A 26,877-nucleotide genomic window follows, 5' to 3' on the forward strand; every position below is an offset into this window, starting at 1 on the left:
CGCGACGTATGGGGGTGACGGCGACTTCACCGGTTCGACCGGTACCGACACCCAGACGGTGACCGCGGCGGGGACGACGACGACGGTGACGTCGAGTCCGGATCCGTCGGTGGTGGGGGAGCAGGTGACGTTCACCGCGACGGTGGCTCCCGTCGCCCCGGGTGGTGGGTCGCCGACGGGGACGGTGACGTTCGACTTCGGTGACGGCAGCGCGACGGTGGCGGTTCCGGTGGTGGGCGGTGTGGCGACGGCCACGCACACCTACACCTCGACGACGGGCAGTCCGTTCACTGTCACCGCGACGTATGGGGGTGACGGCGACTTCACCGGTTCGACCGGTACCGACACCCAGACGGTGACCGCGGCGGGGACGACGACGACGGTGACGTCCAGTCCGGACCCGTCGGAGGTGGGGGAGCAGGTGACGTTCACCGCGACCGTCGCTCCCACCGCCCCGGGAGCCGGGTCGCCGACGGGGACGGTCACCTTCGACGTCGGGGACGGCAGCCCCACCCAGACCGTGCCGGTCTCCGGGGGAACGGCGACGATCACCCACACCTACACCAGTACCTCCGGCAGCCCCTACACCGTCACCGCCACCTACAACGGTGACGCCGACTTCAACTCCTCCACCGGCACCGACACACACACTGTGGAAGCGGCGGGAACCACCACAACGGTCACCACCAGCCCCGATCCCTCGGTGGTCGGCCAGCCGGTCGACATCTCCGTGGCGGTGGCCAGCGATGTACCCGGCGCCGGAACACCGACCGGAAACGTGCTCGTCACCTTCGGGGACGGGACACCGGCCGAGACCGTGACGCTGGTGGGCGGCGAGGCGACGGTCACCCACACCTACACCAGCACTGTGGGCAGCCCCTACACCGTCACCGCCACCTATGCCGGGAACGGCGACTTCAGCGCCTCCACCGGCACCGACACGCAGACGGTCAACCAGGCCGCGACGACCACCACGGTCACGTCGACCCCCGATCCGTCGGTCGTCGGCGAGCAGGTGACGATCACCGCCACGGTGACGCCCAACGCGCCCGGAGCCGGTACGCCCGGCGGGACGGTGTTCTTCGTCATCAGCGGCGGACCGGTCCTCAGCGCTCCCGTCACCGCGGGCACCGCCACCGTCACCACCAGTGCCCTGACCGTCGGTCCCCACACCATCACCGCCATCTACACCGGCAACAGCAACTTCGGCCCGTCCGTCGGCACCGACACCCACACGGTGAACCAGTCGGCCACGACGACCGTGGTGACGTCGGCACCCGATCCGTCGCTGGTCGGTGAGCAGGTGACGGCCACGGCGACGGTGACCGTGGACGCGCCGGGTGCGGGGACGCCGACGGGAACGGTCACCTTCGACTTCGGCGACGGCTCCACGCCGGTCCCCGGAGTCGTCGTGGGCGGCGTGGCCACGGCCACCCACACCTACACGACGGCGACCGGCAGCCCGTTCACCATCATCGCCACCTACGGCGGGGACACCAGCTTCGCCGGCTCCTCGGACACCGACCCCCACACGGTCGGCGCGGCGGACACCACGACCACGGTGACCTCCACGCCCGATCCGTCGGTGGTGGGTGAGCAGGTGACGGTGACGGCGGCGGTGACCGCGGACGCCCCGGGTGCGGGGACGCCGACGGGGACGGTCACCTTCGACTTCGGTGACGGCAGCCCGGTCGCGACGGGGACCCTGGTGGGCGGCGTGGCCACGGTGACGCACGCGTACGCCACCACGGCGGGCAGCCCGTACACCATCACCGCCGGTTACGCCGGGAACGGCGACTTCAACGCCTCCACCGGTACCGACACCCAGACCGTGGGCCAGGCCGCGACGACCGCCACGGTGACCTCCACGCCCGACCCGTCGGTGGTGGGCGAGCCGGTGACGGTGACGGCGACGGTGACCGCGGACGCCCCGGGTTCGGGGACGCCGACGGGGACGGTCACCTTCGACTTCGGTGACGGCAGCCCGGTCGCGACGGGGACCCTGGTGGGCGGCGTGGCCACGGTCACGCACGCGTACGCCGCCACGGCGGGCAGCCCGTACACCATCACCGCGACCTACGGCGGGGACGGCGACTTCGCCGGTGCCTCGGGCACGGACACCCAGACGGTGAACCAGGCCACGACCACGGCCACGGTGACGTCCGCTCCCGATCCGTCGGTGGTGGGCGAGCCGGTGACGGTGACGGCGACCGTCACCCCGGACGCTCCGGGCGCGGGGACACCGTCGGGGACCGTGACCTTCGACTTCGGTGACGGGTCGCCGGCCGTCACCGAAACCCTCGTCGGGGGAACCGCGACGACCACCCACACCTACACGGACGCGTCAGGGAGCCCCTACACCATCAGCGTCGCGTACGGCGGGGACGGCGACTTCGCCGGTGCCTCGGGCACGGACACCCAGACGGTGAACCAGGCGGCGACCACGGCCACGGTGACGTCCGCTCCCGATCCGTCGGTGGTGGGCGAGCCGGTGACGGTGACGGCGACCGTCACCCCGGACGCTCCGGGGGCCGGGACGCCCACGGGGACCGTCACCTTCGACTTCGGTGACGGGTCGGGGACGGTTCCCGCGACGGTGGCAGGCGGGGTGGCCACGGTCACCCACGTCTACGCGGACGTGACCGGGAGCCCGTACACCATCACCGCGACCTACGGTGGAGACGCGAACTTCGCCGGGGACACCGCTACGGACACCCAGACGGTGAACCAGGCGGCGACCACGGCCACGGTGACGTCCGCTCCCGATCCGTCGGTCGAGGGCGAGCCGGTGTCGGTGACGGCGACGGTGACCGCGGACGCTCCGGGTGCGGGTACGCCGACGGGGACGGTGACCTTCGACTTCGGTGACGGGTCGCCGGCCGTCACCGAAACCCTGGTCGGGGGAACCGCGACGACCACCCACACGTACACGGACGATGCGGGGAGCCCGTACACCATCACCGCGACCTACGGTGGAGACGCGAACTTCGCCGGGGACACCGCGACGGACGGTCACCAGGTCGAGCCGGCCGCCTAGCAGCCGGACAAGTGCGCTGTGCGCTCCCACGATCCGTGGGAGCGCACAGCGCCGTTCGGCGCTCAGGCCACTGTGGCGTGCAGTTCGTCGGCGAAGCCGTTGACCGGCCGCAGCACGCCGGAGAGTTCGAGGAGGAACAGGGGGACCCCCAGGGCGTCGGCGCGGGCGCGGGCGTCGTCGGCGTACCCGGCGAGGGAGAAGTAGACGCACGCGGCGGACTCCGTCATGGCCGTCAGCCACAGGCATTCCACGTCACGCACCGAGGCCGGGCGCACCGACGGGTCGACCTGGGCCAGGATCCCGGAGGCGGCGAGCCCGATGCCGGCCGTGGGCCGCTGATCCGCACGACGGACGTCCAGGTAGCCGAGCCACCGCAGATACAGGGCCACGGCCGTGACGGCGTCGCGAGCGGTACGCACCGGGACGGGCCGGTAGGCGGGGCGCCGGGGCGTGGGGGCACGCCGCGTCCTGCCGACGGCCGCGCGCGCGACCGGCACGCGCAGCACCGTCCCGCAGGGGCAGCCCAGTTCCGGACGCGGCCACTCGTCCTTGCGCCCGCAGGCGGGGCAGCGCACGGTCACCCACTCCTCGTCCCACGCCCGGTGGGTGACGGCCGTCGTGACCCCATGCCGGTCGAGGGGCGGGGTGACGGGCGTGCCACAGGCGCACGGATACGACGGCGGGGCGTAGCGGTGCTCCCGCCCGCAGGCCGGACAGGGCACCGAGATGCTCTCGGACATGGCCCTCATCGTCCTCCAGGAAGCCCCCGGTTGTCCGTCGCTTTGGGGCTCTTGACGGCCCTGCACGCCCCCTTTACCTTACTTCCACATAGCAGAAGAATAATTCCGCTATACGCTCCCGAACCTGTGCGTCACGGGCCAGGCCCCGACCGCCGTGTTCCACAAGGAGGACTTCCAGGCCGTCGACATCGCCTCCATCGCGGGGCCGGTCACGAAGATGGCGGTCACCGTCCTGGAGGCCGGGCAGGTCCCCGGCGTCTTCCAGCAGGCCTTCCACCTCATGCGCTCCGGCCGTCCCGGCCCGGTCCTGATCGACCTGCCGGTCGACGTCCAGCTGACGGAGATCGAGTTCGACCCGGAGACCTACCAACCGCTCCCGGTCTGCAAGCCGGCCGCGAGCCGCCCCCAGATCGAGAAGGCGTTCGGCATGCTCAACGCCGCCGAGCGGCCCCTGATCGTCGCAGGAGGCGGCGTCATCAATGCCGACGCGGCCGAACTCCTCGTGGAGTTCGCCGAGTTGAGGGCGAAGGGCGAACTGCCCGACCGTTCCGGCTGGGCCGCCGCGGCGCAGGAGCGGAAGGCACGCCTCCAGCGCCGTACGCACTTCGACGACATCCCCATCAAGCCGCAACGCGTCTACGAGGAGATGAACAAGGCCTTCGGCCCCGAGACCCGGTACGTCTCGGCGATCGGTCTCTCACAGATCGCCGGCGCCCAGCACAGGATCCCGTACGTGCATGTGCTGGTGAACAACTCCTACCTGGGCCTGATCCGGCAGGCGCAGCGTGCGTTCGACATGGACTTCCAGGTCAGGCTGGAGTTCGAGAACATCAACGCGCCCGAGCTGGGCGTCTACGGCGTCGATCACGTCAGGGTCGCCGAGGGCCTCGGCTGCAAGGCGATCCGGGTGACCGACCCGGAGGAGCTGGGTGCCGCCTTCGAGCAGGCCGGGAAGCTCGCGGCCGAGTACCGGGTGCCGGTCGTCGTCGAGGCCATCCTGGAGCGCGTCACCGACATCGCCATGTCGGCCACCAACGACATCAGCACCCTCTGCTCAGTACGAGCCGCTGCCGCAGGAGGCTCCGCAGGAGTAGCCGCGGCCTGACGAGCCGCCCCCTCCGCCGCGCGAGGAGTGCCGCAGCATCCCCTTGTCCGCCACGTCGGCCCGTGGGATCAGCCCCGCCCGCAGGGCGAAGCGCGGGACGAGCACCGGCAGGGCCGCCTCACCGTGCAGCGCGACGGCGACCAGCTTGTCGTGGTCCGTCAGTCCGCGTCGGCTCCTGGGCAGGGGGTGTTGCTCCTGCAGATCCCGCACATGGCGGCGGGCGCCGCGTGTCGGGCCGAGCAGCGGGTAGCGCAGCAACCCGGCCTTCGCGAGGGGGATGCGCATCAGGGCCACCGCCAGCCGGATCTCCGACCGCCTCACCAACTCCCGCAGCCCGCAGGGCTTCTGGAGGGACGCGTACACCGCGCCCTCCAGCGGTGGCAGGGCCGGCGGCGACTCCTCCGAGTCGGTGACCGCCTCCAGCGCCCGTATCGTCCCCGTCCGGCCGGCCTGAGCAGCGCCCCGCAGGTACAGGCCCACCACGGCGACCGTGACGGCGGCGCGGGGCCCGCCCCGCAGGAGCGCCATCTCGTGCGGTTCCAGCCGGACCGGCTCCGCGCCGCCCATCACATCACCCCCGTGCCGGGGCCCGCCGCCCCCGTGCCGGCGGGCCCCGTGTGAGGAGACTGTGCCCCAGGCAGGGGGCCGTCGAAGCCTCGCCGTGCCGGTTTCAGAGGTTGATTTGAGCATGTCGTAGCCGGCCTACGTCCCGTGACGTACGCGCCTAGTGTTCGCGGTGTTCGTGGTGCTCGGACAGCCCCGGCCAGTCGTCCGGCCCGCCGCCCTGCCACTCGATGAGGTCGCTCTCCGCGACGTCCGTGACGTACAGGTCGGCCAGCCGCAGGATCTCGCCGACATCGTCGACGTGCGAGGCGACGCCGAGTGTCTCGTCGCCCTCGGTGACCCGCCGGGAACCGTCCAGGGCCGGGGCGTGCACCACGATGTGCGGATGCTCCGTCGGATGTGCCATGCCTTCAGGCTGCTGCGCGCCGACCGGATCCGCACCCCCAGAGGGAGGACGTCAGACCTGGGCGCCCGAGAGACGCTCCACGCCCCGCAGCAGCGCCGAGTGGTCCAGGCCGACGTCGCCCTGCGCGCGCAGGGACGCGACCAACTGGGCGACGACGCGGGAGTTCCGTGAAAGACCTGTCAAGGGGCCCGCAAGCAACGCGCGCGGTCAGAGGGCGTCGACGGCGCTCACCTTCCAGCTCTCCGCGGTGCGCGTGAGTGTCATCCGGACGCGGTTCAGATCCAGACGCGGCCCGGAGACCTGGGTGCTCCGGGTCACCTGGTTGACGAAGAGCAGCACCACGACCCGGTCCGGCGAGGCCGACACGACGGAGGCCGCGGGGGCGCCGCCGCCCGGCGGCTCCACGACCGTCGCCTTCACCACCCCGTGGTACTTCTTCGCCGTCGGCGCGACCACGGTCCTGGTGGTCTTCGCGTACTCGTCGCGGAACTTCCCGGTCAGATGCGTGCGGGCGCGTGCGAAGTCCCGGTCCAGATGGCGGTAGTCGTACGACAGCACCACCGGCGCCGCCTGCCGCGCGGCCGTCAGTGCCTGGTCCCGGGCGTCCTGGGCCCGCCGCCCCTCCCGGTACTGCCACCCGAGCACGGCGACCGCGACCAGACCGGCCACGAGGACGAGCGCCAGTACCAGGGTGTACAGCCTTCGCCGGGGCCGCTCCAGCGGAGTTTCGGCCGGCTCCGGGGACTTCGGTGACGGCTCGGGCGGGTCGTCCCAGCCGTTCCTGGCCTCGATCACCGCGGCCGGCCCGGACCGCTGCTCCTCCGGCCGGTCGTCGCCGGTCTGCCGGGGGTGTTCCGCCCGCTGGGCGCGCTTGGCCGCCGCGCGCTTGGCCGCCGTCATGGTGCGGTTCGCCATGGTCCTGCTCCTCACTCGTGTGCCGGTCAGCCGACGAACTCGACGTCGGAGGTCAGCCAGCGGCCGTCCCGGTGCACCAGGTCGAGCTGCAGCCGATAGGTGCGCGCCTCCCCGTCGGGTGCGGCGGTGTTGGTCACCTTGCTGTCGGCGACCACCAGGACGCGGGCCGAGCGCGCGTCGGACCGGACGATGCCCGCTTCGAGGACTTGTCCCTCGGAAACGGATTTGTTCTCGGCGACCAGCTTGGTCAGCTGCTCGGTCTGCGCGGCGAACTCCTTCCTGAAGTCGCCGGTGGCGCCCCGGAGCACGTTCGCGCTGTCCCGGCCGTAGTGCCGGTAGTCGAGCGAGGTGAAGTTCAGCGCCGACTGGCGGGCCGCGGCCAGGATGTCCTGGCGCCGCTGGTCCGCCTGACGCTGGTCGTGCAACTGGAGGCTCAGCCACACCGCCAGCGCGCTCGTCAGTGCCGTCGCGGCCACGAGAACCGCCGACAGCACCCGGCGCCGCCGTCCGGACTGTGGTGTGCTCCGCCCGCCGTCCGCGCGTCCGGTGACCAGCCTCCGCAGCCGCAGCAGCGGTCTGAGTGCCCGTGCGAGAAGGGCGCCGCGGGGTGCGCGGAGCCCTCCGCTCATGCCATCGGTCCGACGAGCAGCCATTGCCACGACTCCTTTCCGAACGTGTTCCGTTCGCCGCCGGTCGAGCCGATCTCGACGGGCCTTCCCTCCGGGCCGGTGGCGCCGCCGGTCTCCGGGTCGTACGGGGTGACGTACGCCGCCTGGCTTCCCCTGCCCGTGCGGGGCGCGGCGCCGGGGGCGTTCTGCGCGCCGCGCACCGAGATGTCGCCGCCGCGCGGTGCCGTGCAGCGGGCGTCGGTGTTCGCCGGGCGCGTGCTGGTGTCGGCGGGGTCGCGCCGCCGGGTGTCGTAGCCCTGCGTGCAGGGCGGCGGGTCGTCGGCGTTCAGGACCAGCCCGAAGTGGGTGGTGCCGTCGCCGGGGATGACGGTGTAGCTGCCGGCGACCACCACGGGGAAGGTCACCAGGGCCTGCTCCACGCCGGGCAGCCGCGCCAGCGTCACCTGGCCGCCGCTGATGAGGTTGGCGAGCAGCACCGGCAGGGTCGGCCGGGTGGACTTCAGCAGCGAGTTCACCTCCACGGCGGCGGGAGTCGCGGTGTCGATCAGCCGCCGCAGGTCCCCGTCGCTCGACTTCAACTGCGCGGTGAGCGCCGCCAGGTCACGGGAGAACGATCTGATCGCCGAGCCCTGGTCGGCCTGCGTCCTGAGCACCGTCCGCGAGTCCTCGATGAGCGAGACGGTCTCCGGGAGCGCGTCGGACGCCGACTCGACGAGCGCGTTGCCGGAGTCCACCAGGCGGCCGAGGTGCGGTCCCGTGCCGGCGAAGGCCTTGCCCAGTTCGTCGACGGTGGTGCGCAGATCGTCCTTGCCGACCGAGTTCACCAGCCGGTCGAGGCTGAGCACGAGGTCCGTGGTGGCCAGCGGCACCCGGGTGTGCTCGCGGGGGATCGCGCTGCCGTCGAGCAGGTACGGGCCGCCGTTCCGGCGCGGCTGGAGGTCGACGTACTGCTCGCCGACCGCCGAGCGGTTGGCCACCACGGCCAGCGTGTCCTGAGGGATGCGCGGTGCCCCGTCGTCGATCTTCAGGGCCACCGACACACCGGAGGCGGTCAGCCGCAGCGGGCCCACCCGCCCCACCGGCACCCCGCGGTAGGTGACCTCGGCACCGGAGAAGATCCCCCCGGAGTCGGCGAAGTCGGCCCGCACGGTGTACCCGCGGTCGAGGAGGGCGTCCGTGAGACCCGTGTACCGGGCTCCCACGTAGGACACCCCGACCGCGGTGATGGCGGTGAAGGCGAGCAGCTGGGCCTTGACCGTACGTGTGATCACGGCTGTATCCCCTTCAGCATCAGCTCGGCGAGCGCGAGGTCGATCCCCGGCGGCAGACCGTCCGCGGGGGTGCCGTAGCCGGCGGTGCACACCGGTGGGCACAGCACGCCGCCGTCCGAGGACGGCGCCGAGGGCGCCTCGGGTGCCTCGGGCGCCTCGGGGAGGCCCGGCACGCTCGGCGTGGCCGTGGGCAGCGGGACGTCCGGCAGCTTCGGCAGGTCGGGGGTGCCGGGGGTGTCCGAGCCGTCGTCGCCCTTGTCCTGGCCGGGTTTGCCGGTGAGGTTGCCGTAGATGCCCGCCAGGTCGAGGTCGGCGGTGACCTTGAGGTTGACGTAGTCGCCCTTGACGGCGTCCGTCGCGTTGCGCGGGAACGGATAGGTGGTCAGCAGCTCCAGGGAGTCGGGCAGGTCGTCGCCCGCCTTGTTGAGCTGCTCCAGGATCGGCCGGAGCCGCTTGAGGTTCGCGACCGTGTCGTCCCGGGAGGCGTTCACGACCCGGGTGCCGGTCCTACCGAGCTTCGACAGGGCCGTGAGCATCTTCGTCAGGTCGCGTCGCTGGTCGGCGAGGACCTTCAGCGCGGGCGGCATGGTGTCGACGGCCGTGGCGATGGTCCGCTTCTCCTTGCCGAGCCGCTTGGCGAGCCGGTCGATGCCGTCGATCGCGCGGACGATCTCCGCGCGCTGGTCGTCCAGGCCGCCGACGAACGTGTCGAGCTCCTTCAGCAGCGAGCCGACCCGGTCCTCACGGCCTTCGAGGGCCTTGTTCAGCTCGACGGTGATCGTCTTGAGCTGGGCCACCCCGCCGCCGTTGAGCAGCGCGGACAGCGCGGAGAGCACCTCCTCGATCTCGGGGTTGCGGCCACTGCGGGACAGCGGTACGCGGTCGCCGTCGCCGAGCCGTCCGACGGGTGCGACACCCGGCGGCGGGGACAGGGCCACGTACTTCTCGCCGAGCATGCTGGTCTGCCGCAGCTCGGCGACCGCGTTGGCGGGCAGCTTCACCGAGTCGGCGATCCGCAGCCGCACCCGGGCGTGCCAGCCGTCCAGTTCCACCTTCTCGACGGCACCCACGGTGACGTCGTCGACCTTCACGGCCGACTGCGGCACCAGGTCCAGCACGTCCCGGAACTCGACGGTGACGTGGTAGGCGTGGCCGTCCGAGGCGGCACCGCCGGGCAGCGGGACGTCGTACCAGCCGTTGAAGTCGCAGCCGGACAGCAGCAGCGCGCCCACCGCCGTCCACGCGGCCACCTGACCCTTGCGCGGCACGCTCATGCTTTCGCCCCCAGGATTCCGCCCAGCGTCCGGTCGACCGTCCCGGACGCCGACGGCGCCGTCGGCACCTCGGGCAGGGAGTCGAAGAGCCCCCGCAACTCCCGGCAGTCGCGGTTCTTCCCGCCCTCGTCCCCCGTCGTCTTCAGCAAGGAGCACAGCACGGAGGCCGGATCCTGCCCGCCGTTCATGTTGTTGCGGGTGTCGAGGGTGCCGGCGGCGGCGTTGTAGGCGTTCTGGAGGTTCGACAGGCCCGTCGGCGCGACCTCCAACAGCTCCTCCAGCGCGGCCCGTTGGGTGACGAGCACCTTGGTGACCTTGCTGAGGCCCCGCACGTTCGAGGACAGCGACTTCTTGTTCTTCTTCACGAAGTCGGCCACGTCCCCGAGGGCGGCGCCGAGGTTCTTCAGCGCCGCCGCGAGGTCCTCGCGCTCCCCGGCGAGCTGTTCGGCGACCTTGGCGAGACTGGTGTTGAAGGACCGCACGTCCTTGTCGTCGGCCGCCAGCGCGGCGGTGAACACCTGGAGGTTCCGCACGGTGCCGAACAGGTCGCCCCGCCCGTCGGACAGGGTGGTGACCGCCTGCGAGAGGTCCTCGACCGTCCGGTGGAGGTTCTTCCCCTGGCCGTCGAGGTTGTCCGCGCTCACCCCGAGCAGCCGTGACAGGGCACCGTCCTTGTTGGCGCCCTTCGGGCCGAGCGCATCGGCCGTGGTGTGCAGGCTGTCGAAGATCCGGTCCAGCTCGACGGGGACGGCCGTGCGCGACTCGGGGATGACGTCGCCGCTGCGCAGCACCGGGCCCTTCCGGTACACCGGCAGCAGCTGCAGGTAACGGTCGCTCACCACCGAGGAGTTGACGATCGCGGCCTGCGCGTCCGCCGGGACCTTGCGGCCCTCGTCGTACTCCAGCTCCACCCGCACCCGGTCGCCCTCCGGCGTGATCTTCCTGACCTCGCCGATCCGGACGCCGAGGACCCGTACGTCCGAGCCGGGGTAGATGCCGACCGTGCGCGGGAAGTACGCCGTGACGCGCACCTTCTCCGGATGCGGCCACAGCGCGTACACGAGCGCGGCGACCAGGGCGAGGGCGGCGACCAGGGCCACGCGCTTCTTCAACGGAGCGTTCACCGGGAGCCTCCCGTCCGCGGCACCACCGGGGCGGCGACCAGGTTCTGGATGTAGCCGTCGAACCAGCGGCCGTTGCCGAGGGTGTTGCTGAAGACCCGGACGTACGGCGCGAGCAGCCTGACGCTGCGGTCGAGGCTCGCCTGGTTGCGTTCGAGCATCGTCACGAAGGTGTTGAGGTTCTTCAGCGCGGGACCGATCTCCGCGCGGTTGTCCTCCACCAGCCCGGACAGCTCGATGCCGAGCGCGGCGGAGGACTGCAGCAGCTTGTGGATCGCCTGGCGGCGCTTGCTGATCTCCCGCAGCAGCTTGTTGCCGTCATCGACCAGAGCCGTGAAGTCCTTGGAGCGCTCCGCCAGCACCCCGGTGACCCCGTTGGCGTGGTCGAGGAGTTCACTCAGCGCCTTGTCGCGGGAGGCGATCGTCCGGGAGATCCTCGACAGGCCCTTGAGGGAGGCGCGTACCTCGGCGGGCGAGTCCTGGAAGGTGGTGGAGATGGTGTCCAGCGCCTTCGCGAGCCGCTCCGTGTCGACCTCCTCCGTCGTGGTCGTCAGGTCGCTGAACGCCTGCACGATGTCGTACGCCGGGACCGTGCGTGCGAGCGGTATCTCACTGCCCGGTTTCAGCTGCCCCGGCCCCTTCGGGTGCAGGGCCAGGTACTTGGCGCCGAGGATCGTCTTGACCCGGATCGACGCGCCGGTCGCCGTGCCGAACCGCGGCTCGCCCTTGAGCTTGAAGGTCACCTTGACGTGGTCGCCGTCGAGATCGACGTCCTCGACCTTGCCGACCTTGACCCCGGCGATCCGCACCTCGTCACCCGGCTTGAGGCCGCCCGCCTCCGAGAAGGCCGCGCTGTACGTCTCGCCGTCGCCGATCACCGGCAGGCTGTCGGCGTTGAACGCGGCGACCGTCAGCAGGGCGAGGGTGGTGAGGCCGACGGCGCCGATCACGACGGGGTTGCGCTCGCGGAACGGGAGCAAACGTGGGCGGCGCATCCGCGGAAGCCGTAGGCGGGGCGGCTCGATACGGACCTTCATCAGCGGTTCCGGGCGGCGCGGGCGCGGTGCCCGGCGCGGGAGCCGCCATGTCCCCGGCAGCTTCGGCGGATCGATGCGGACCTTCATCAGCGGTTCCGGGCGGTTCCTGCGGGTCATGCGCCGCACCTCGCCCGCGCCACGTGCATCTCCGGGGTGAGCACCTGCTTCGTCTTCGGCAGCACGATCCGGCCGTCGAAGTCGCACAGGTAGAAGTTGAACCACGAGCCGTAGGACGCCGTCCCGGTCAGCTCGTTCAGCTTGTTCGGCAGCCGCTTCAGCACACCCTCCACTGTCTTGTCGTTCCTGTTCAGCGTTCCGGTGAGCCGGGACAGCTCGGCGATGTCGTCCTTGAGCGGCGGACGGGCGTCCTTCAGCAGCCCCGACGTGGCCTCCGTCAGGTCGCCGATGCTCACCAGGGACTCCCCGAGGGGCTTGCGGTCGGCGGACAGCCCGGAGACCACCCGCCGCAACTCCTTCAGCAGCCCGGAGAAGCGGCCGCTGCGCCGGTCGAGCGTCTCCAGCACGGTGTTGAGGTTGCTGATCACGGAGCCGATCAGCTCGTCTCGGTCGGCGAGCGTCGAGGTGAGCGACGCGGTGTGCGCGAGCAGGCTGTTCACCGTGCCGCCCTCGCCCTGCAGCGTCCTGATGATCTCGGTGGCGAGCTGGTTGACGTCGTTCGGGCTGAGCGCGGCGAACAGCGGCTTGAAGCCGTTCAGCAGCGTGTTGAGGTCCAGCGCGGGCTGGGTCCGGGACAGCGGGATGGTGCCGCCCGGCCGCAGCCGGGTGCCGTCGCCCGCGCCCTCGGTGAGCGCGATGTAGCGCTGCCCGACCAGGTTCCGGTACCGCACGACCGCGCCGGTGCTGGCCAGCAGCGGCCGGTCGGCGCCGACCGTGAAGGTGACCTCGGCCAGCGTCCGGTCCTTGATCCGGATGCCCTCGACCTGCCCGACCCGCACGCCGGCGATCCGGATGTCGTCGCCCTCCTCCAGGCCGGTGACGTCGGTGAACACCGCCCGGTAGGTGTCCTTCGGGGTGAAGGAGACATTGACGATGGTCGCGGCGAGCAGGGCCGTCGCCAGGATCGTCACCAGCGCGAACAGGCTGAACCTGACCAGGGGTGCGGCAGTCTGCCGGGCTCCTGACGACTTCATGCGACGCTCACCGCCGTTCCCCGGGCCAGCGGACCGAACAGCAGGGTCGTGACCGGCGGCACCTCGTCCGCGGGCACGCCCAGCACGGGCGCCACGAGCGAGCCGACCGCCCGCTGTTCGGCGGATGTGGCGGACATCGGCGGTGAGCCGCCCGCACTGCCCGCGGACGTACCGTCGTCGAGTTTCGTGTGCGGTGCGGGCACCTGCGGATGCGGCAGTCCCCGGCAGTTCGGCCCGGACCGCTCGCCGTAGCGCGGCTCCTCGCCGGGCGCGTACCCGGGCCGCTGCCGGACCACCTCCAGGGTGATCCGCATCTCGCCGCCCCGGAACGTCTGCTCCGCCGCCGCCTCCTGGTGGACCAGGCCGGCCAGCAGGCACGGGTACTCGGGGGAGTAGCGCGCGAACAGCTCCAGCGTGGGACGGGAGACCCGGCCCAGGGTGATCAGCCGGTCGCCGTTGTCGTCGAGGAAGCCCCGCGCGGTGTCCGCGACCGTGGCGGTGCTGCGCAGGGCCGCGGCCAGGCGGTCCTGCCGCTCGACGAGGGTGCGGCTGGTGGTGACGGTGTTGCGCAGGATCCGCATCAGGTCGGGCGCCGCGTCGCCGTACACCTCGGCGACGTCGGCGAACCGCGCGATGTCCTCCTTCAGGGACGGCAGATGCGGGTTGAGACGGCGCAGATAGCCCTCGACCCGGACGAGGTTGTCGCCGATCCGGTCGCCGCGGCCCTCCAGGGCGGAGGCGAACGCCGAGAGCGTGGCGTTCAGTTCGCCCGGCTGGACGGTCCGCAGCAGCGGCAGCAGGTCGTTCATCAGCTCCTGCACCTCGATGCCGACCCTGGTCCGGTCCTGCGGGATGACGTCCCCGGCGCGGATCGGCCGGGTCGAGGAGCGGGCGGGCGCCACCAGGTCGACGTACTTCTCGCCGAACAGCGTCTTGGGCAGCAGCCGCGCCCGCACGTCCACCGGGATGAACGCGACGTACTGCGGCTTGAGCGCCAGGCCGAGCGTCGCCTTCACCCCGTCCGCGTGCACCGTGCGCACCTCGCCGACCAGCAGCCCGCGCAGCTTGACGTCGGCCCCCGGATCGAGCTGGTTGCCGAGCCGGTCGGCCTGGAGCGTGACCCGCACGACGGGCGTGAACGCCTGCCGGTAGACGGCCACCGCGAGCGACAGCAACAGCGCCAGCACGGCGAGGAAGGCGATGCCGTACAGCCTCAGTCTCAGCACTCTCACCGGTCTCACCCCGCGATCCGCACGGTTGTGTTGGCGCCCCAGATCGCCAGCGACAGGAAGAAGTCGAGGACGTTGATCGCCACGATCGAGGTCCGCACCGCACGGCCCACCGCGACGCCGACCCCGGCCGGACCGCCGCTCGCGTGGTAGCCGTAGTAGCAGTGCACCAGGATGATCAGCACCGCGAAGACGATCACCTTGCCGAACGACCAGAACACGTCGACCGGCGGCAGATACTGGTGGAAGTAGTGGTCGTACGTGCCCGTCGACTGCCCGTAGTAGCCGGTCGTGATGGTCCGGGCGGCCAGGTACGAGGACAGCAGCCCGATCACGTACAGCGGGATGACGGCGACGAACCCGGCGATCATCCGGGTCGTCACCAGGAACGGCAGCGACGGCACGCCCATGACCTCCAGGGCGTCGGTCTCCTCGCTGATCCGCATCGCGCCGAGCTGCGCGGTGAACCCGGCGCCGACGGTCGCGGACAGCGCGAGCCCGGCCACCAGCGGTGCGATCTCCCGGGTGTTGAAGTACGCCGACAGGAACGCCACGAAGTTGGAGGTGCCGAGCTGGTTGAGGGCCGCGTAGCCCTGCAGGCCCACCTCCGTGCCGGTGAAGAACGACAGGAAGGCGATCACCCCGACCGTGCCGCCCACCACGGCCAGCGCGCCCCGGCCGAAGCTCACCTCGGCCAGCAGCCGCAGGATCTCCTTCTTGTAGCGGCGCACCGTACGGCCCGTCCACGCCACCGAGCGGCCGTAGAAGGAGAGTTGGGTGCCCAGCTCCTCCAGACGATTGAGCAGCGCCATGCCTCAGCCCCTCTGCGGAACGACTTGGAAGTACACGGCGGTCATCACGAAGTTCGTCACGAAGAGCAACATGAAGGTGATCACCACCGACTGGTTCACCGCGTCCCCCACGCCCTTGGGGCCGCCCTTGGCGTTGAGCCCCTTGTACGAGGCGACGATCGCGGCGATCGCCCCGAACACCAGTGCCTTGATCTCGGCCGCCCACAGGTCGGAGAGCTGGGCGAGGGTGGTGAAGGAGGCGAGATAGGCGCCCGGAGTGCCGTTCTGCAGGACGACGTTGAAGAAGTAGCCGCCCGCGACACCGACCACCGACACCAGCCCGTTGAGCAGGACCGCCACCACCATCGACGCCAGGACCCGCGGTACGACGAGCCGGTGCACGGGATCGATGCCGAGCACCTGCATCGCGTCGATCTCCTCCCGGATTTTCCGCGCCCCCAGATCCGCACAGATCGCCGTGCCGCCCGCCCCCGCGATCAGCAGGGCGGTGACGATCGGCGAGGCCTCCCGCAGCACCGCCAGCACCGAGGCGGCACCGGAGAAGGACTGGGCGCCCAGCTGCCGCGTCAGGCTGCCGATCTGCAGCGCGATGACCGCCCCGAAGGGGATCGAGACAAGGGCCGTCGGCAGGATCGTGACGCTCGCGACGAACCACGCCTGCTGGATGAACTCCCGCGCCTGGAACGGCCGCCGGGGCATCGTCCGCAGCACGTCCAGCGCCAGCGCGAACAGGTTGCCCGAGTGCCGCAGCGCCCCGGTGGGGGACAGGCTCATGCGCCGGCCACCTCCTTGCGGTGCAGCGCGGCCTCCCGTCTCGCGATCTCCTCCCAGCGGGGCGGGCGGGTGATGCCGGGGCTCGGCAGCAGGCGGGGGGTCAGGTGCTGGACGGGCGCCCCGTCGACGAGCTGGGCGAGTTCCTGTTCGACCTGAGCGGCGTCCTTCTCCTCCGCCATGCCGATCGGCCCCTGCATCCGGCCGTTCAGAAACTGCCGTACGACCGGCTCGTCGCTGGTCAGCAGCTGCTCCCGGGGCCCGAACATCACCAGTTCGCGCCGGAACAGCAACCCGATGTTGTCCGGTACCTGGCGGGCCGAGGCGATGTCGTGCGTGACGATCAGGAAGGTCGCGTCGATCTGGGCGTTGAGGTCGACGATGAGCTGGTTGAGGTAGGCCACACGGACGGGGTCCAGGCCCGAGTCGGGCTCGTCGAAGAGGATGATCTCGGGATCCAGTACCAGCGCCCGTGCCAGCCCGGCCCGCTTGCGCATCCCGCCGGAGATCTCGCCGGGCAGCTTCTCCTCCGCACCGATCAGTCCGACCATGTCCATCTTCTCCAGCACGATCCGCCGGATCTCGCTCTCGGACTTCCGGGTGTGCTCGCGCAGCGGGAAGGCGATGTTGTCGTACAGCGTCATCGAGCCGAACAGCGCGCCGTCCTGGAACAGCACGCCGAACAGCTTGCGCACCTCGTACAGCTCGTGCTCACGCAGCCTGGTGATGTCCCGGCCCGCGACCGTGACCGAGCCGCGGTCCGGCTTCAGCAGTCCGACGAGTGTCTTGAGGAACACCGACTTGCCCGTCCCCGAGGGGCCGAGCATGACGGAGACCTCCCCGGCGGGCAGCGTCAGTGAGACGTCCTGCCAGATGACCTGGTGACCGAAGGACTTGGTCAGCCCTTCCACACAGATCTCGACACCCATCCGGTCCACCCTTCGCCTGTGCCCTCGCCCGTGAGCGGCTTCGACATCTGCTCTACGGGGAGGGGCGGGGCGTCCGTCGCGGAGACGGCCGATTTTTTTCGGACGGGTTTGCGGACGGGGTCGCGGGTGGGTGTGCGGGCGGGGTTACGGCAGCTGCGCCGCGGGCGTGCCTGCGGTGCTCTCGGTGGGTACGGAGAGCGGGGCGGACGGCAGGGCGGACGTGTCCGGAGCCGAGGGAACCGCCGGAGCCTCCGGGACATCCGGAACCTCCGGGACATCCGGAACCGACGGAACGGCAGACGTGACCGGTATGTCCGGCACGTCCGGCAGGCTCGGCACCTGCGGGACCTCCGCCTCCGGCAGCGAGGGAAGCGGGGACACCTCGGGCAGCGACGGCACGGACAGCGGCAGCAGCGGCCCGGAGGTGGGGGACGCCGTCGCGTCACGCCCGGAGCCGGCCGATCCGGGCGCGGATCCGCGCGACCCCGGAACGCGCGCCTGACCGGTGCCGTCGGTGCGGAGCGCCTCCGCGCTCCGGGAGGCGGGGGGCCGCGGTGCCGGATCGTTTCCGCCCCCGTCGAGCGCGTACGGCAGCACGAATCCCGCCACCGCCAGCGTGGCCGCGGTCGAGGCGACCGCCGCCGCCTGCACCTTGCCGCCGGCCCGCGTACGCCCCCGCCCGAACAGGAACAGTGCGAAGCCGAGCGTGCCCGCGAGGGAGTTGCGCAGCGTCCGCCGGGCCCGGGCCAGCAGCGACTCGACCGTCCGGTAGCTCAGCCCCATCCGTACGGCGACCTGGCCGACGTCCAGGTCCTGCGACTTCAGCCGCAGCGCCTCCGCCTGCCGCGCGGGCAGCTCACCGCTGCGCACCGCCAGCCACCGGGCCTCGGCCCGGTCGCACACCGCCTCCTCGACGGGCACCGGGCCCGGCGCGACGAGCGTGGGGCTGGTGCGCACCTCGGCCTCACGGTTGACCTGGCGGTACCGGTCCACGCACAGCCGCATGGTCACGGTCGTCAGCCAGGCACCGAGGCGCTCGTCGTCCAGGTCGGGGCGTTCCGCGGCGCGCAGCATCGCCTCGTGCACCGCGTCCTCGGCGTCCTCCAGGCTCATCGACCGGCGCCGGGCCACCTTGAGCAGCTGCTCCCGGTGGCTCCACATGCGCTCCCAGCGGTCGTCGGCCGCTGATGTCTCCGCAGGCATGTTCGTCGCCATGAGGGCCCCTTCGCGCTCACCCACCGGTTGCGTGCCGTCCGGCGGGTGGCGACATTACCGCCCGGTAGCCGCGGTTGTGGAGGGGGTGGCGGCCATTGATGCCACACCGTTGCTGGTCAGCGGTTCCCCGCTGGGGAGGAGGTCGCCGCCGGGCAGGCCGAGGCTCGGGGCGGGCGCGGGGAGTTCGGGCTCGGGTGTCCTGGTGGACGGCCGGGACGGGGTGGGGGTGGGCGGGGGTGGGGTGGCTCTCGGACGGGGGGACGGACTCGGCTTCGGCGTGGGTTTCGGCCGCGACGGCTCATGACGTGCCGAGGGCTCCCCGGAACCGGAATCGGAGACGGAGCCGGGGCCGGGGCCGGAACGGTCCGGCACCACTCGATGCCCGGACAGGAAGTAGCTGTACCAGGCCCGGACCGTGCGCAGATATGCCGACGACTGGTTGTAGCCGAGGATCGCCCGGTCCAGCTCGGCGGAGTCGGACAGGTCCCGTCCGCCCGCGCACAGATACCGCCCGGCGGCGAGCGCGGCGTCGAAGACGTTGCCCGGGTCCAGACGGCCGTCGCCGTTGCCGTCCGCACCCCAGCGGGCCCAGGTCGACGGGATGAACTGCATGGGGCCGACCGCACGGTCGTAGACGGCGTCCCCGTCGTAGGCGCCGCCGTCGGTGTCCCGGATGAGGGCGAAGGCTCCGCCGTCCAGCCGCGGTCCGAGGATCGGCGTGCGCGTCGTCCCGTCCGCGGTCACCCGGCCGCCCCCGGCCTGTCCCGACTCCACCTGTCCGATCGCGGCCAGCAGCTGCCACCGCAGGTGGCATCCGGGAGCGGTGCGGGCGAGCTCCGCCTCGGCGTGCCGGTAGGCGGCGAACACGCTCGCCGGCAGCGCGGCGCCGGACGTCGGCGTTCCGCCTCTGCGCCTCTCTGCCCGCAGCGGCGGGAGATCGGTGCGGTACGGGGTGTCACCGGACACGCTCGGCCCGTGGTCCGCGGGTGCCGGCCGTACGGGCGCCGAAGCCCGCGCCGGTACCGCCCCCGGCGCCTGCGACGCGGTGAGCGCCGCCATGGCCGCCAGCGCCACCGCCGTACCCCTGGTCCGTCTGACTCGCTGCCCTGCCACGTTCAGGTCCCCTCCCTGTGAGCTGCCGTCGTCTGCTCTACGGGCCAGGGCGGCGGGTCCGTCGCGGGGATCCCGTGGCCGAGGGGACTGCCCAGCCTCGGCGCCGCGCGTTAGGTTGAGCGCGTGCGACTGAAAGTGGAGTTCACGACCGAGCCCTTCGACCTCGACGAGGCGCCCGCGCACGCGCTGGTGGCCCGTGAGGTCATCGAGGCGGCTGACCTGGACGCGGTGGACGTCGGCCCGTTCGGCAACACCGCCGAGGGGCGCGCCGACGCGGTGCTCGGCGCCGTGGACGCAGTGCTGCGCAAGACCCTGGAGGCCGGTGCCACCCGGATCTCGCTGCAGGTCAACGTGGTCGGGGAGGACAGCCGGTGACCCGCACCGGGGACGAGCCGTTCATCGCGGCCGTGAAACCGCTGGTCGACGCCATGGGCGGCGAGATGCTCCCACCGGACGAGGCCGGCCCCGACGACGTCGTGCTCTCCTGGGAGGGCGCCGACGTCGTCGCCGTACGCCTGCCGCAGCTGGCCGACTCCCTGGACCACATCCTGGCCGCCATGGAGCGCAAGACGGGCAAACCGCTGGCCGAACTGGACCGCAAGGCCAAGCAGGAGGTCGTACGGACACTGGAGGCACGCGGCGCCTTCTCCGTACGGCACGGCGTGGAAACCGTGGCGAGCGCGCTCGGGGTGAGCCGGTTCACCGTCTACAACTACCTGAACCGGTCGTAGAGCCTCCTCTGTTCTCCGGTCTCTTCGCTCCCTCGTTTCCTTTGGATCGTTGACGAGTTGATTATTGGGGCCTACGGAGCAAGGTGTCCCCATGTTGCGATCACTGCGGGATCGTGCTGCGCTGAAAGGGTCTCTTTGCTGCTATGAAATCGCCGGACTGGTCTCCGTGGGAGTAACCGTCATGCGCATACGGAAAAGAATCTCGCGTATCGCGACGGTCACAACAACAGCAGTAACCCTGGTTGGTGGGCTTGTGGCGTCTCCGGCCAGTGCGGGCTCAACCAAGGGCTTGGAGTTCCAAGACATCCCGTGCAACTCGCTGCAGGGGTCAGGAACCTATTCAGACCCTCTGAGGCTCGGATCAGTCGGCCGTCCCATCTTCCTCTCGGAGTGTCCGCCCCTGCGCTCGGGTGTTGGGTACAACGTCAGATATTTCAGCTTCGAGTACGAGCAGAACCCTTCTCAGGATTCCTTCGCCGGCACTTTCTACATGGTGAGCGGGACGGGCGCGAGCGGTGTTCATCCGCGAATGTCCTTGAATGGGGTCACCATGAGGCATTCGCTCGACGCGAAGTTCACGCGGCTCGGTGATCTGGAAGGCTTCGCCCACGCGACGGCCGGCCTACCGGCTGAGGGGACGTGGCGTCTGGGCGCTGAGAAGCTGAGCAGCCCGCTGGGCTCTCTGGTGACTGAGGAATTCAATGTGGTGATCGTGCCGTAGAGGTATAGAACCACCTCGCGGAAAAGAAGGTTGTGGGGTGTCTCCCCGTGTCTGGATGGAAGCGTCATCTTTTTCTCGCCACCCTCGTTACGGCCCTGATCGGTGCCCCTGTCGTCCCCACCGGTGCGCTATCAACAGGCACCGATCCCGCCCCCATGGGGACAACAGCGACCGGGACATGGTGGAAGCCGTCAGAAGATGAATTCAGTGCCTCGTCGGTATGGTTCTTTGATCCAATTCGCGAGAAGATACCTTATGGTTGGCGGAAGGATTACCAACCCACAGGGTCGGTCGTCCCATTTGAGAAGCAATTCAGCTTCACATATACCTACCAGTGGCCGAATCAACTGCTGTTGACCTACCCAACCGGAACGCGGCAAACCCTGACCTTGCGTGAGTACGACAAGCCAAGTGATGCTCTAGAGGTCGATTGGAACGGTCACATCCAGACCTGGTATGGCTGTTCTTCTGGAAAGATGCCGGCTGCTGTGCAGGCCGCCTGCCGATAACGATCATTCAACGAGTGGCAGCCAGGGCGAGCGAACGCCTGATCGAACCCAAAACGGCCGCTGTGCAGGCCGCCTGCGGTCGACCTTCTTCGCAGGTCCCCTCGGCGGCAGAGCGGTACCCCAGGGCGACCAGTACCGTCCGACCCGCCACGCATCGGCCGTCACGCGTATGACCAGCGCGTTCGCCCCTTCGGGGGGTTTGAAGACCGCTGTCTTGTCGCTCATATGACTATCTGTCATGACTCCCCTAGTGGTTTCCGGCCACTTCCCTCGATGCCGGGTCGGCACGAGTCGCAGAGTCGGAGGCGGGCTCATGTCCCTGGCAGCGGCCGAAGTGGCCCAGATACTCATCGTCCTGACCGTCTTCCTGATAGCGGCGCACCTCGGCGGCTACGTCTTCGCGCTGCTGCGTCAGCCCCCGGTCATCGGGGAGGTCGTCGGAGGGCTGCTGCTCGGCGGCAGTGTCCTCGGCCTGTTCGTCCCCGCGGCCCCCGGCTGGCTGGGGCCCCCGGCCGGTCCCACCGCCCATGTCCTCGGTGCGGTCTACCAGCTCGGCATGCTCCTCATGGTGTTCCTGGCCGGTCTGGAGATGCCCGGGAGCGGCCAGGGCGGGGAACGCAGGACCATTGTCTTCACCACCGTCAGCGGCCTGGTGATTCCCTTCGCGGGAGGGCTGGCCGTCGCCCAGCTGGTCGACACCGGTGACCTGGCCGGACGCCACGGATCCGCGACGAGCATCTCGCTGGTCCTGGGACTGGCCATCGCGGTGACCAGCATCCCGGTCATCTCCCGCATCATGCTCGACCTGGGCATCCTGGGCAGCGTCTTCGCCCGGACGGTGCTGGCCGTAGCCGTCGTCGAAGACGTCCTGCTGTATGTCGTCCTGGCTGTGATCCTCGGTATCGCCCATGTCCAGGCAGGGGCCGCATACGGCTTGCCCACGCTGCTCCCCGCCGGCTCGGTCGGCTGGGAGGTGGCGTACTTCGCGACCGCGTCACTCCTGTTCTTCGCGATCCTCCTTCCCTGGGGCCGGCCGGCGTTCCGCCTTCTCACCTCCAGCCCCGTGGGCGTGCTGGAGCGGCGCAGTCCTGCGGCGTTCCGCCTGATGTTCCTGTTCGCGCTGTGCCTGTGCTGCCTGGGGCTGGGGATCGATCCGATCTTCGGCGCACTCATGGCGGGCATCGCCATGGCCGACCGGCAAGGGGAGCGGCGGGCGGGAACGGAGGCGCCGGAGCTGCGCGCGGTGCGAGGGTTCGCGCTGGCCTTCTTCGTGCCGATCTACTTCGCACTCGTCGGCTTCCGTCTGAACCTCGTCCGCGATCTGGACCTGCTCTTCTTCGGCTGGCTGTTCGTGCTGGCCTGTGCGATCAAGTTCGGCAGCGTGTGGCTGGGGGCGCGCCTGGCCGGCCGGAGTGCGGCGTGGTCCACCCATTTCGCCGTGGCGATGAACGCCCGCGGCGGCCCCGGCATCGTCCTGGCGACGGTGACCTTCGGGGCCGGTGTGATCAACGAGCGGTTCTTCGTGGCGCTGGTGCTGCTGTCCATCGTGACTTCGCAGCTGGCCGGCGCCTGGCTGATCCGGGCGATGACGAAGCACCCCGGGTTCGAGGAGGCGGACGCCGAGGCGGCCACCACGCCCGCGGCGCCGAGCGAGAGCGGCTGAGAGGCGGGCCCAGGGACCCGCACTTCCGGCACCGCCTATTTTTCAACAATCTGTTGACGTTCATGGTCCGGAGGGCGTTAGCTGGTCCCAGCCCGTCCAGCAACACGGCCACGGAGGCTCCCGTGACTTCGAGTTCTTCGACGCCGGGCCTCGCCCGGTTCAACGCCCTGCGGGAGCAGGCGGCGACCGCGCTGCTCCGCGAGGCGTGTACCTCGGCGGAGTGGGGGCGCAGACTGCTCGCGGGCCGCCCGTACGCCACGGTCGACGACCTCCTCGCCGCGAGCGACGCGGCCATGGCCGAACTGTCCGAGCAGGACCTGGCGGAGGCCATGGCCGGGCACCCGCCCATCGGCCGTCCCCAGCCGGGCGACCCGACGTCGGCCCGGGAACAGCGCGGCATGGCGGGCGCCTCCGAGCGGCTCAAGGCGGAGATGCTGGAGCTGAACCTGGCCTACCAGGAGAAGTTCGGCCATGTCTTCCTCATCTGCGCCACCGGGAAGACCGGCGAGCAGATGCGCGACGCGGTCAAGGAACGGATCGGCAACGCGCCCGAGCAGGAGCGCGAGATCGTCCGCAGCGAACTGGGGAACATCAACCGCATCCGGCTCACCCGACTCGTGGAACAAGAGGACGACGACCGATGAGTACCGCATCGGTGTCCACGCACATCCTGGACACCAGCATCGGCCACCCCGCCCAGGGCGTGCCCGTCTCACTGTCAGCACGCTCGGGTGCCGAGTGGACGATGCTCGGCGCCTCCGCCACGGATGCCGACGGACGCTGCAAGGACCTTCCGGCACCGCCGGCGGGCACCACCCACGTACGGCTCACCTTCGACACCGAGGCGTACCTCTCCGCGCACCGGGACAGCGGAGCGTTCTTTCCGGAGGTGACGGTCACCTTCGCCGTCGTACCGGGCGAGCACTACCACGTACCGCTGCTGCTCAACCCGTTCGGCTACTCCGTATACCGAGGGAGCTAGCGCACCATGCCCATCCTTGGACAGAACCAGTACGGCAAGGCCGAGAACCGGGTCGTGCGCATCACGCGGGACGGCGCCACCCACCACATCAAGGACCTGAACGTCTCGGTCTCCCTGAGCGGCGACATGGACGAGGTCCACTACTCCGGTTCGAACGCCAACGTGCTGCCGACCGACACCACCAAGAACACGGTGTACGCCTTCGCCAAGGAGTACGGCATCGAGTCCGCCGAGCAGTTCGGCATCCACCTCGCCCGCCACTTCGTCACCTCCCAGCAGCCGATCCACCGCGCCCGCATCCGTATCGAGGAGTACGCCTGGGAGCGCATCGAGCACTCCGGGAAGGGCGCGCACTCCTTCGTCAGGAGGGGCCAGGAGACGCGGCTGGCGCAGATCACCTACGACGGTGAGGCGTGGGAAGTCGTCTCCGGCCTCAAGGACCTGACGGTCATGAACTCGACCGACTCCGAGTTCTGGGGCTACGTCAAGGACAAGTACACGACGCTCCCTGAGGCGTACGACCGTATCCTCGCCACCGAGGTCTCCGGCCGCTGGCGCTTCAACTGGACCGGCGACGAGCAGCAGACGCCCGACTGGGACGAGTCGTACGCACAGGTCAAAGGGCATCTGCTCCGGGCCTTCGCCGAGACGTACTCCCTGTCGCTCCAGCAGACGCTGTACCAGATGGGCGCGCGGATCATCGACCACCGCGGCGAGATCGACGAGGTCCGCTTCTCCCTCCCGAACAAGCACCACTTCCTGGTGGACCTGGAGCCGTTCGGGCTGAAGAACGACACCGCCGACGGAGCCGTGTACTTCGCTGCCGACCGCCCGTACGGCCTGATCGAGGCCACCGTCCTGCGGGACGGGTGCGAGGCGAAGATCCCGGCGGACCTCACCAACCTCTGAAGGACGCACCATGGCAGCAGCCCAGCGCATCGTCATCGAGAACGCGGCGATCGCGACCGTCGACGCGAACGACACCGAGCACGCCTCCGGGTACGTCGTCCTCGCGGGCAACCGCATCGAGTCGCTCGGCGCGGGCAAGGCCCCCGAAGGCCTGGAGGACGTCGTACGCCGCATCGACGCCACCGGCCACCTCGTGACCCCCGGCCTGGTCAACACCCACCACCACTTCTACCAGTGGATCACCCGGGGCCTGGCCACCGACCACAACCTCTTCAACTGGCTCGTCGCGCTGTACCCGACCTGGGCGCGCATCGACGAGCCGATGGTGTACGCGGCGGCCCAGGGGTCGCTGGCGATGATGGCCCGCGGCGGAGTCACCACCGCCATGGACCACCACTACGTCTTCCCGCGCGACTCGGGCGACCTGTCCGGCGCCATCATCCGCGCCGCCCGCGAGACGGGCGTCCGCTTCACCCTCGCCCGCGGCTCGATGGACCGCGGCGAGTCGGACGGCGGCCTGCCGCCGGACTTCGCCGTCGAGAGCCTCGAAGGGGCGCTCGCCGCGACCGAGCAGACCGTCAAGGAGTATCACGACACCTCCTTCGACGCGATGACCCAGGTGGCCGTCGCCCCCTGCTCGCCGTTCTCCGTCTCCACCGAACTCATGAGGCAGGGCGCAGAGTTGGCCCGCCGCCTCGGCGTGCGCCTGCACACCCACGGCTCGGAGACCGTGGAGGAGGAGAAGTTCTGCCACGAGCTGTTCGGCATGGGTCCGACCGACTACTTCGAGTCCACCGGCTGGCTCGGCGACGACGTGTGGATGGCGCACTGCGTCCACATGAACGACTCCGACATCGCCGCCTTCGCCCGGACCAGGACGGGGGTCGCCCACTGCCCCTCGTCCAACGCCCGCCTCGCGGCCGGCATCGCCCGCGTCCCCGACATGCTGGCGGCCGGCGTCCCGGTCGGCCTCGGCGTCGACGGCACCGCGTCCAACGAGTCCGGCGAACTGCACACCGAACTGCGCAACGCCCTCCTCATCAACCGCCTCGGCGCCCACCGCGAGGCCGCCCTGGGCGCCCGTCAGGCGCTGCGGCTCGGGACGTACGGCGGCGCCCAGGTCCTGGGCCGGGCCGCCGAGATCGGCTCGCTGGAGCCGGGCAAGCTGGCCGACCTGGTGCTGTGGAGGCTCGACACCCTCGCCCACGCCTCGATCGCGGACCCGGTGACCGCGCTGGTCTTCGGCGCGGCGGCCCCGGTCACGGCCTCCTTCGTGAACGGCCGGCAGATCGTGGCGGACGGCCGTCTCCTCACCGCCGACGAGGACGCCATCGCCCGTTCGACGCGTGCGGAAGCACAGCGGCTGGCGAGGATCGCCGCACAGTAACCCCGCAGCCGGCCGTACGGACCGGGTATCGGGCCGTCGGCCTCCATGTCGACGCAGATGTGGAGGGCGGTCCTTCCCGCATCCGTCCGTCGACGCCGGGCCCGGAGGAGTCCGGACGGTCGTCGGAGTCGGCGTCGCCATCGCCATCGGCGTCCGCGGCGGCGGGCGCCGATGGCGGGACACCGGAAGCGTCAGGGCCCTCCCCGACCATCCCCAAGTCGCCGCAAGGCGTGCCGTACCCCCTCCGGCGGCTGGACGCGAAGACCTCGCTCGACTTCGAGGAGCCGGTCCAGCGCGAGGACCGCAAGGGGGACATCCGCTTCGACTGCGAGGAAGCCGGCTGCGCCTTGGAGAGTGACACGAGTGTGTTCGTCCAGCTGTTCGGCGCGTCGGGGGCCTCCCTCGACGAGTGCCGTCTTCTCCTCGCCAGTGCCGACAGCCACCGCCTCCCGCTGGCCGCGGCCGCGAACGGCAGCGAGATCTGCGTCAAGCACTCCTCCGGGGACATCGCGCTGCTCGTGCTCCGGACGAAGTCGACCGCGCTGCCGGAGATCGCCTTCCTGCAGCTGGACATGACGGTCTGGCGGGCGGCAGCATGAGCGTCCGCGCGACGCGAAGGTGAGCCACGGGCATGCCGTCCACCGTGGTGCGGGCGA

Annotated in this window: 28 protein-coding genes and 2 pseudogenes; 12 read left to right on the plus strand and 18 right to left on the minus strand. The window is 70.7% G+C overall.

What is annotated here, in order from left to right:
* Positions 1-255, minus strand: a 255-nt coding sequence (locus NW895_RS37800) for a hypothetical protein (RefSeq protein WP_289941711.1), incomplete at its 3' end; no start/stop codon positions are given.
* On the opposite strand from NW895_RS37800, the gene NW895_RS37805 reads away from it, so the two are divergent.
* A complete protein-coding gene (locus NW895_RS37805) occupies positions 143-3,037 on the plus strand; it encodes an Ig-like domain-containing protein (RefSeq protein ID WP_289941701.1) in 2,895 nt (964 codons plus the stop codon). The genes NW895_RS37800 and NW895_RS37805 overlap by 113 nt on opposite strands.
* 62 nt (positions 3,038-3,099) lie before the next feature.
* Here the strand turns inward: NW895_RS37805 and NW895_RS37810 are convergent, their stop codons facing one another.
* Complete coding sequence (locus NW895_RS37810) at positions 3,100-3,786, minus strand: hypothetical protein (RefSeq protein WP_289941522.1); 687 nt, start codon at positions 3,784-3,786, stop codon at positions 3,100-3,102.
* 103 nt (positions 3,787-3,889) lie between these two features.
* On the opposite strand from NW895_RS37810, the pseudogene NW895_RS37815 reads away from it, so the two are divergent.
* Positions 3,890-4,822 (plus strand): annotated as a pseudogene (locus NW895_RS37815) (thiamine pyrophosphate-dependent enzyme); the annotation flags it as partial.
* A 9-nt stretch (positions 4,823-4,831) separates the two neighbouring features.
* Here the strand turns inward: NW895_RS37815 and NW895_RS37820 are convergent.
* From NW895_RS37820 to NW895_RS37895, 16 genes and pseudogenes are all read right to left on the minus strand, one after another.
* Positions 4,832-5,449: a TIGR04222 domain-containing membrane protein gene (locus tag NW895_RS37820; protein WP_289941524.1), complete on the minus strand. Its 618-nt coding sequence runs from the start codon at positions 5,447-5,449 to the stop codon at positions 4,832-4,834.
* A 157-nt stretch (positions 5,450-5,606) separates the two neighbouring features.
* Positions 5,607-5,852, minus strand: a complete 246-nt coding sequence (locus NW895_RS37825; RefSeq protein WP_289941525.1) for a hypothetical protein — start codon at positions 5,850-5,852, stop codon at positions 5,607-5,609.
* 51 nt (positions 5,853-5,903) lie between these two features.
* Positions 5,904-6,008 (minus strand): annotated as a pseudogene (locus NW895_RS37830) (2-hydroxy-3-oxopropionate reductase); the annotation flags it as partial.
* Between the two features lie 51 nt (positions 6,009-6,059).
* Positions 6,060-6,767 carry a hypothetical protein gene (locus tag NW895_RS37835; protein WP_289941528.1) on the minus strand — a complete coding sequence of 236 codons (708 nt, stop codon included), beginning with the start codon at positions 6,765-6,767 and terminating at the stop codon, positions 6,060-6,062.
* Positions 6,768-6,793: 26 nt separating this feature from the next.
* The gene (locus NW895_RS37840; protein ID WP_289941529.1) at positions 6,794-7,420 is read right to left on the minus strand and encodes a hypothetical protein; all 627 of its coding nucleotides are present in this window, start codon (positions 7,418-7,420) and stop codon (positions 6,794-6,796) included.
* The gene (locus tag NW895_RS37845) at positions 7,393-8,667 is read right to left on the minus strand and encodes an MlaD family protein (RefSeq protein ID WP_289941530.1); all 1,275 of its coding nucleotides are present in this window, start codon (positions 8,665-8,667) and stop codon (positions 7,393-7,395) included. The genes NW895_RS37840 and NW895_RS37845 overlap by 28 nt, the downstream gene beginning before the upstream one ends.
* Positions 8,664-9,941, minus strand: a complete 1,278-nt coding sequence (locus tag NW895_RS37850; RefSeq protein WP_289941532.1) for an MCE family protein — start codon at positions 9,939-9,941, stop codon at positions 8,664-8,666. Before NW895_RS37850 ends, NW895_RS37845 begins: the two co-directional genes overlap by 4 nt.
* Entirely contained in the window at positions 9,938-11,065 is a 1,128-nt protein-coding gene (locus NW895_RS37855; protein ID WP_289941533.1) for an MCE family protein, read from the minus strand. The genes NW895_RS37850 and NW895_RS37855 overlap by 4 nt, the downstream gene beginning before the upstream one ends.
* Positions 11,062-12,042 (minus strand): MCE family protein, encoded by a 981-nt coding sequence (locus NW895_RS37860; RefSeq protein ID WP_289941702.1) that lies wholly within the window; start codon positions 12,040-12,042, stop codon positions 11,062-11,064. Before NW895_RS37860 ends, NW895_RS37855 begins: the two co-directional genes overlap by 4 nt.
* A 170-nt stretch (positions 12,043-12,212) precedes the next feature.
* Positions 12,213-13,250, minus strand: coding sequence for an MlaD family protein (locus tag NW895_RS37865; RefSeq protein ID WP_289941534.1), 1,038 nt, complete (start codon positions 13,248-13,250; stop codon positions 12,213-12,215).
* A complete protein-coding gene (locus NW895_RS37870; protein ID WP_289941535.1) occupies positions 13,247-14,482 on the minus strand; it encodes an MCE family protein in 1,236 nt (411 codons plus the stop codon). Before NW895_RS37870 ends, NW895_RS37865 begins: the two co-directional genes overlap by 4 nt.
* A 5-nt stretch (positions 14,483-14,487) precedes the next feature.
* Positions 14,488-15,291, minus strand: a complete 804-nt coding sequence (locus NW895_RS37875; protein WP_289941536.1) for an ABC transporter permease — start codon at positions 15,289-15,291, stop codon at positions 14,488-14,490.
* A 3-nt stretch (positions 15,292-15,294) separates the two neighbouring features.
* On the minus strand, positions 15,295-16,065 hold the full coding sequence (locus tag NW895_RS37880; RefSeq protein ID WP_289941537.1) for an ABC transporter permease: 771 nt from the start codon (positions 16,063-16,065) through the stop codon (positions 15,295-15,297).
* Positions 16,062-16,991 carry an ABC transporter ATP-binding protein gene (locus NW895_RS37885; RefSeq protein WP_289941538.1) on the minus strand — a complete coding sequence of 310 codons (930 nt, stop codon included), beginning with the start codon at positions 16,989-16,991 and terminating at the stop codon, positions 16,062-16,064. The genes NW895_RS37880 and NW895_RS37885 overlap by 4 nt, the downstream gene beginning before the upstream one ends.
* A 144-nt stretch (positions 16,992-17,135) precedes the next feature.
* Entirely contained in the window at positions 17,136-18,206 is a 1,071-nt protein-coding gene (locus NW895_RS37890) for a sigma-70 family RNA polymerase sigma factor (RefSeq protein WP_289941539.1), read from the minus strand.
* 54 nt (positions 18,207-18,260) lie between these two features.
* Positions 18,261-19,265 carry a lytic murein transglycosylase gene (locus NW895_RS37895; RefSeq protein ID WP_289941704.1) on the minus strand — a complete coding sequence of 335 codons (1,005 nt, stop codon included), beginning with the start codon at positions 19,263-19,265 and terminating at the stop codon, positions 18,261-18,263.
* A gap of 177 nt (positions 19,266-19,442) precedes the next feature.
* On the opposite strand from NW895_RS37895, the gene NW895_RS37900 reads away from it, so the two are divergent.
* The 10 genes from NW895_RS37900 to NW895_RS37945 all read left to right on the plus strand — a co-directional run bounded on the left by NW895_RS37900 (position 19,443) and on the right by NW895_RS37945 (position 26,820).
* Positions 19,443-19,694 (plus strand): hypothetical protein, encoded by a 252-nt coding sequence (locus tag NW895_RS37900; RefSeq protein WP_289941540.1) that lies wholly within the window; start codon positions 19,443-19,445, stop codon positions 19,692-19,694.
* The gene (locus tag NW895_RS37905; protein WP_289941541.1) at positions 19,691-20,050 is read left to right on the plus strand and encodes a helix-turn-helix domain-containing protein; all 360 of its coding nucleotides are present in this window, start codon (positions 19,691-19,693) and stop codon (positions 20,048-20,050) included. Before NW895_RS37900 ends, NW895_RS37905 begins: the two co-directional genes overlap by 4 nt.
* A 91-nt stretch (positions 20,051-20,141) precedes the next feature.
* Entirely contained in the window at positions 20,142-20,771 is a 630-nt protein-coding gene (locus tag NW895_RS37910) for a hypothetical protein (RefSeq protein WP_289941542.1), read from the plus strand.
* 47 nt (positions 20,772-20,818) lie between these two features.
* The gene (locus NW895_RS37915) at positions 20,819-21,280 is read left to right on the plus strand and encodes a hypothetical protein (RefSeq protein ID WP_289941544.1); all 462 of its coding nucleotides are present in this window, start codon (positions 20,819-20,821) and stop codon (positions 21,278-21,280) included.
* Positions 21,281-21,593: 313 nt separating this feature from the next.
* On the plus strand, positions 21,594-22,943 hold the full coding sequence (locus NW895_RS37920; RefSeq protein WP_289941545.1) for a cation:proton antiporter: 1,350 nt from the start codon (positions 21,594-21,596) through the stop codon (positions 22,941-22,943).
* Positions 22,944-23,065: 122 nt separating this feature from the next.
* Positions 23,066-23,587: a 2-oxo-4-hydroxy-4-carboxy-5-ureidoimidazoline decarboxylase gene (gene uraD / locus NW895_RS37925; RefSeq protein ID WP_289941546.1), complete on the plus strand. Its 522-nt coding sequence runs from the start codon at positions 23,066-23,068 to the stop codon at positions 23,585-23,587.
* Positions 23,584-23,925: a hydroxyisourate hydrolase gene (gene uraH, locus NW895_RS37930; RefSeq protein WP_289941548.1), complete on the plus strand. Its 342-nt coding sequence runs from the start codon at positions 23,584-23,586 to the stop codon at positions 23,923-23,925. The genes uraD and uraH overlap by 4 nt, the downstream gene beginning before the upstream one ends.
* Positions 23,926-23,931: 6 nt before the next feature.
* A complete protein-coding gene (gene pucL, locus NW895_RS37935; protein WP_289941549.1) occupies positions 23,932-24,834 on the plus strand; it encodes a factor-independent urate hydroxylase in 903 nt (300 codons plus the stop codon).
* A gap of 10 nt (positions 24,835-24,844) precedes the next feature.
* Positions 24,845-26,221 (plus strand): 8-oxoguanine deaminase, encoded by a 1,377-nt coding sequence (locus NW895_RS37940; protein WP_289941550.1) that lies wholly within the window; start codon positions 24,845-24,847, stop codon positions 26,219-26,221.
* A gap of 230 nt (positions 26,222-26,451) precedes the next feature.
* A complete protein-coding gene (locus NW895_RS37945; RefSeq protein WP_289941552.1) occupies positions 26,452-26,820 on the plus strand; it encodes a hypothetical protein in 369 nt (122 codons plus the stop codon).
* Positions 26,821-26,877: the final 57 nt, after the last annotated feature.

The organism is Streptomyces sp. S.PNR 29, from assembly GCF_030386795.1.
In the GTDB taxonomy this organism is placed as follows: Bacteria; Actinomycetota; Actinomycetes; order Streptomycetales; family Streptomycetaceae; genus Streptomyces.

Excerpts from the sequence above, each read along its gene's own strand:
- NW895_RS37890 (WP_289941539.1), bottom strand. The coding sequence starts at position 18,206 with ATGGCGACGAACATGCCTGCGGAGACATCAGCGGCCGACGACCGCTGG.
- NW895_RS37825 (WP_289941525.1), bottom strand. The coding sequence starts at position 5,852 with ATGGCACATCCGACGGAGCATCCGCACATCGTGGTGCACGCCCCGGCC.
- pucL (WP_289941549.1), top strand. The coding sequence starts at position 23,932 with ATGCCCATCCTTGGACAGAACCAGTACGGCAAGGCCGAGAACCGGGTC.
- NW895_RS37820 (WP_289941524.1), bottom strand. The coding sequence starts at position 5,449 with ATGGGCGGCGCGGAGCCGGTCCGGCTGGAACCGCACGAGATGGCGCTC.
- NW895_RS37880 (WP_289941537.1), bottom strand. The coding sequence starts at position 16,065 with ATGAGCCTGTCCCCCACCGGGGCGCTGCGGCACTCGGGCAACCTGTTC.
- uraH (WP_289941548.1), top strand. The coding sequence starts at position 23,584 with ATGAGTACCGCATCGGTGTCCACGCACATCCTGGACACCAGCATCGGC.
- NW895_RS37835 (WP_289941528.1), bottom strand. The coding sequence starts at position 6,767 with ATGGCGAACCGCACCATGACGGCGGCCAAGCGCGCGGCGGCCAAGCGC.
- NW895_RS37875 (WP_289941536.1), bottom strand. The coding sequence starts at position 15,291 with ATGGCGCTGCTCAATCGTCTGGAGGAGCTGGGCACCCAACTCTCCTTC.
- NW895_RS37940 (WP_289941550.1), top strand. The coding sequence starts at position 24,845 with ATGGCAGCAGCCCAGCGCATCGTCATCGAGAACGCGGCGATCGCGACC.
- NW895_RS37895 (WP_289941704.1), bottom strand. The coding sequence starts at position 19,265 with ATGGCGGCGCTCACCGCGTCGCAGGCGCCGGGGGCGGTACCGGCGCGG.
- NW895_RS37865 (WP_289941534.1), bottom strand. The coding sequence starts at position 13,250 with ATGAAGTCGTCAGGAGCCCGGCAGACTGCCGCACCCCTGGTCAGGTTC.
- NW895_RS37920 (WP_289941545.1), top strand. The coding sequence starts at position 21,594 with ATGTCCCTGGCAGCGGCCGAAGTGGCCCAGATACTCATCGTCCTGACC.
- NW895_RS37840 (WP_289941529.1), bottom strand. The coding sequence starts at position 7,420 with ATGGCTGCTCGTCGGACCGATGGCATGAGCGGAGGGCTCCGCGCACCC.
- NW895_RS37850 (WP_289941532.1), bottom strand. The coding sequence starts at position 9,941 with ATGAGCGTGCCGCGCAAGGGTCAGGTGGCCGCGTGGACGGCGGTGGGC.
- NW895_RS37910 (WP_289941542.1), top strand. The coding sequence starts at position 20,142 with ATGTTGCGATCACTGCGGGATCGTGCTGCGCTGAAAGGGTCTCTTTGC.
- NW895_RS37810 (WP_289941522.1), bottom strand. The coding sequence starts at position 3,786 with ATGAGGGCCATGTCCGAGAGCATCTCGGTGCCCTGTCCGGCCTGCGGG.
- NW895_RS37885 (WP_289941538.1), bottom strand. The coding sequence starts at position 16,991 with ATGGGTGTCGAGATCTGTGTGGAAGGGCTGACCAAGTCCTTCGGTCAC.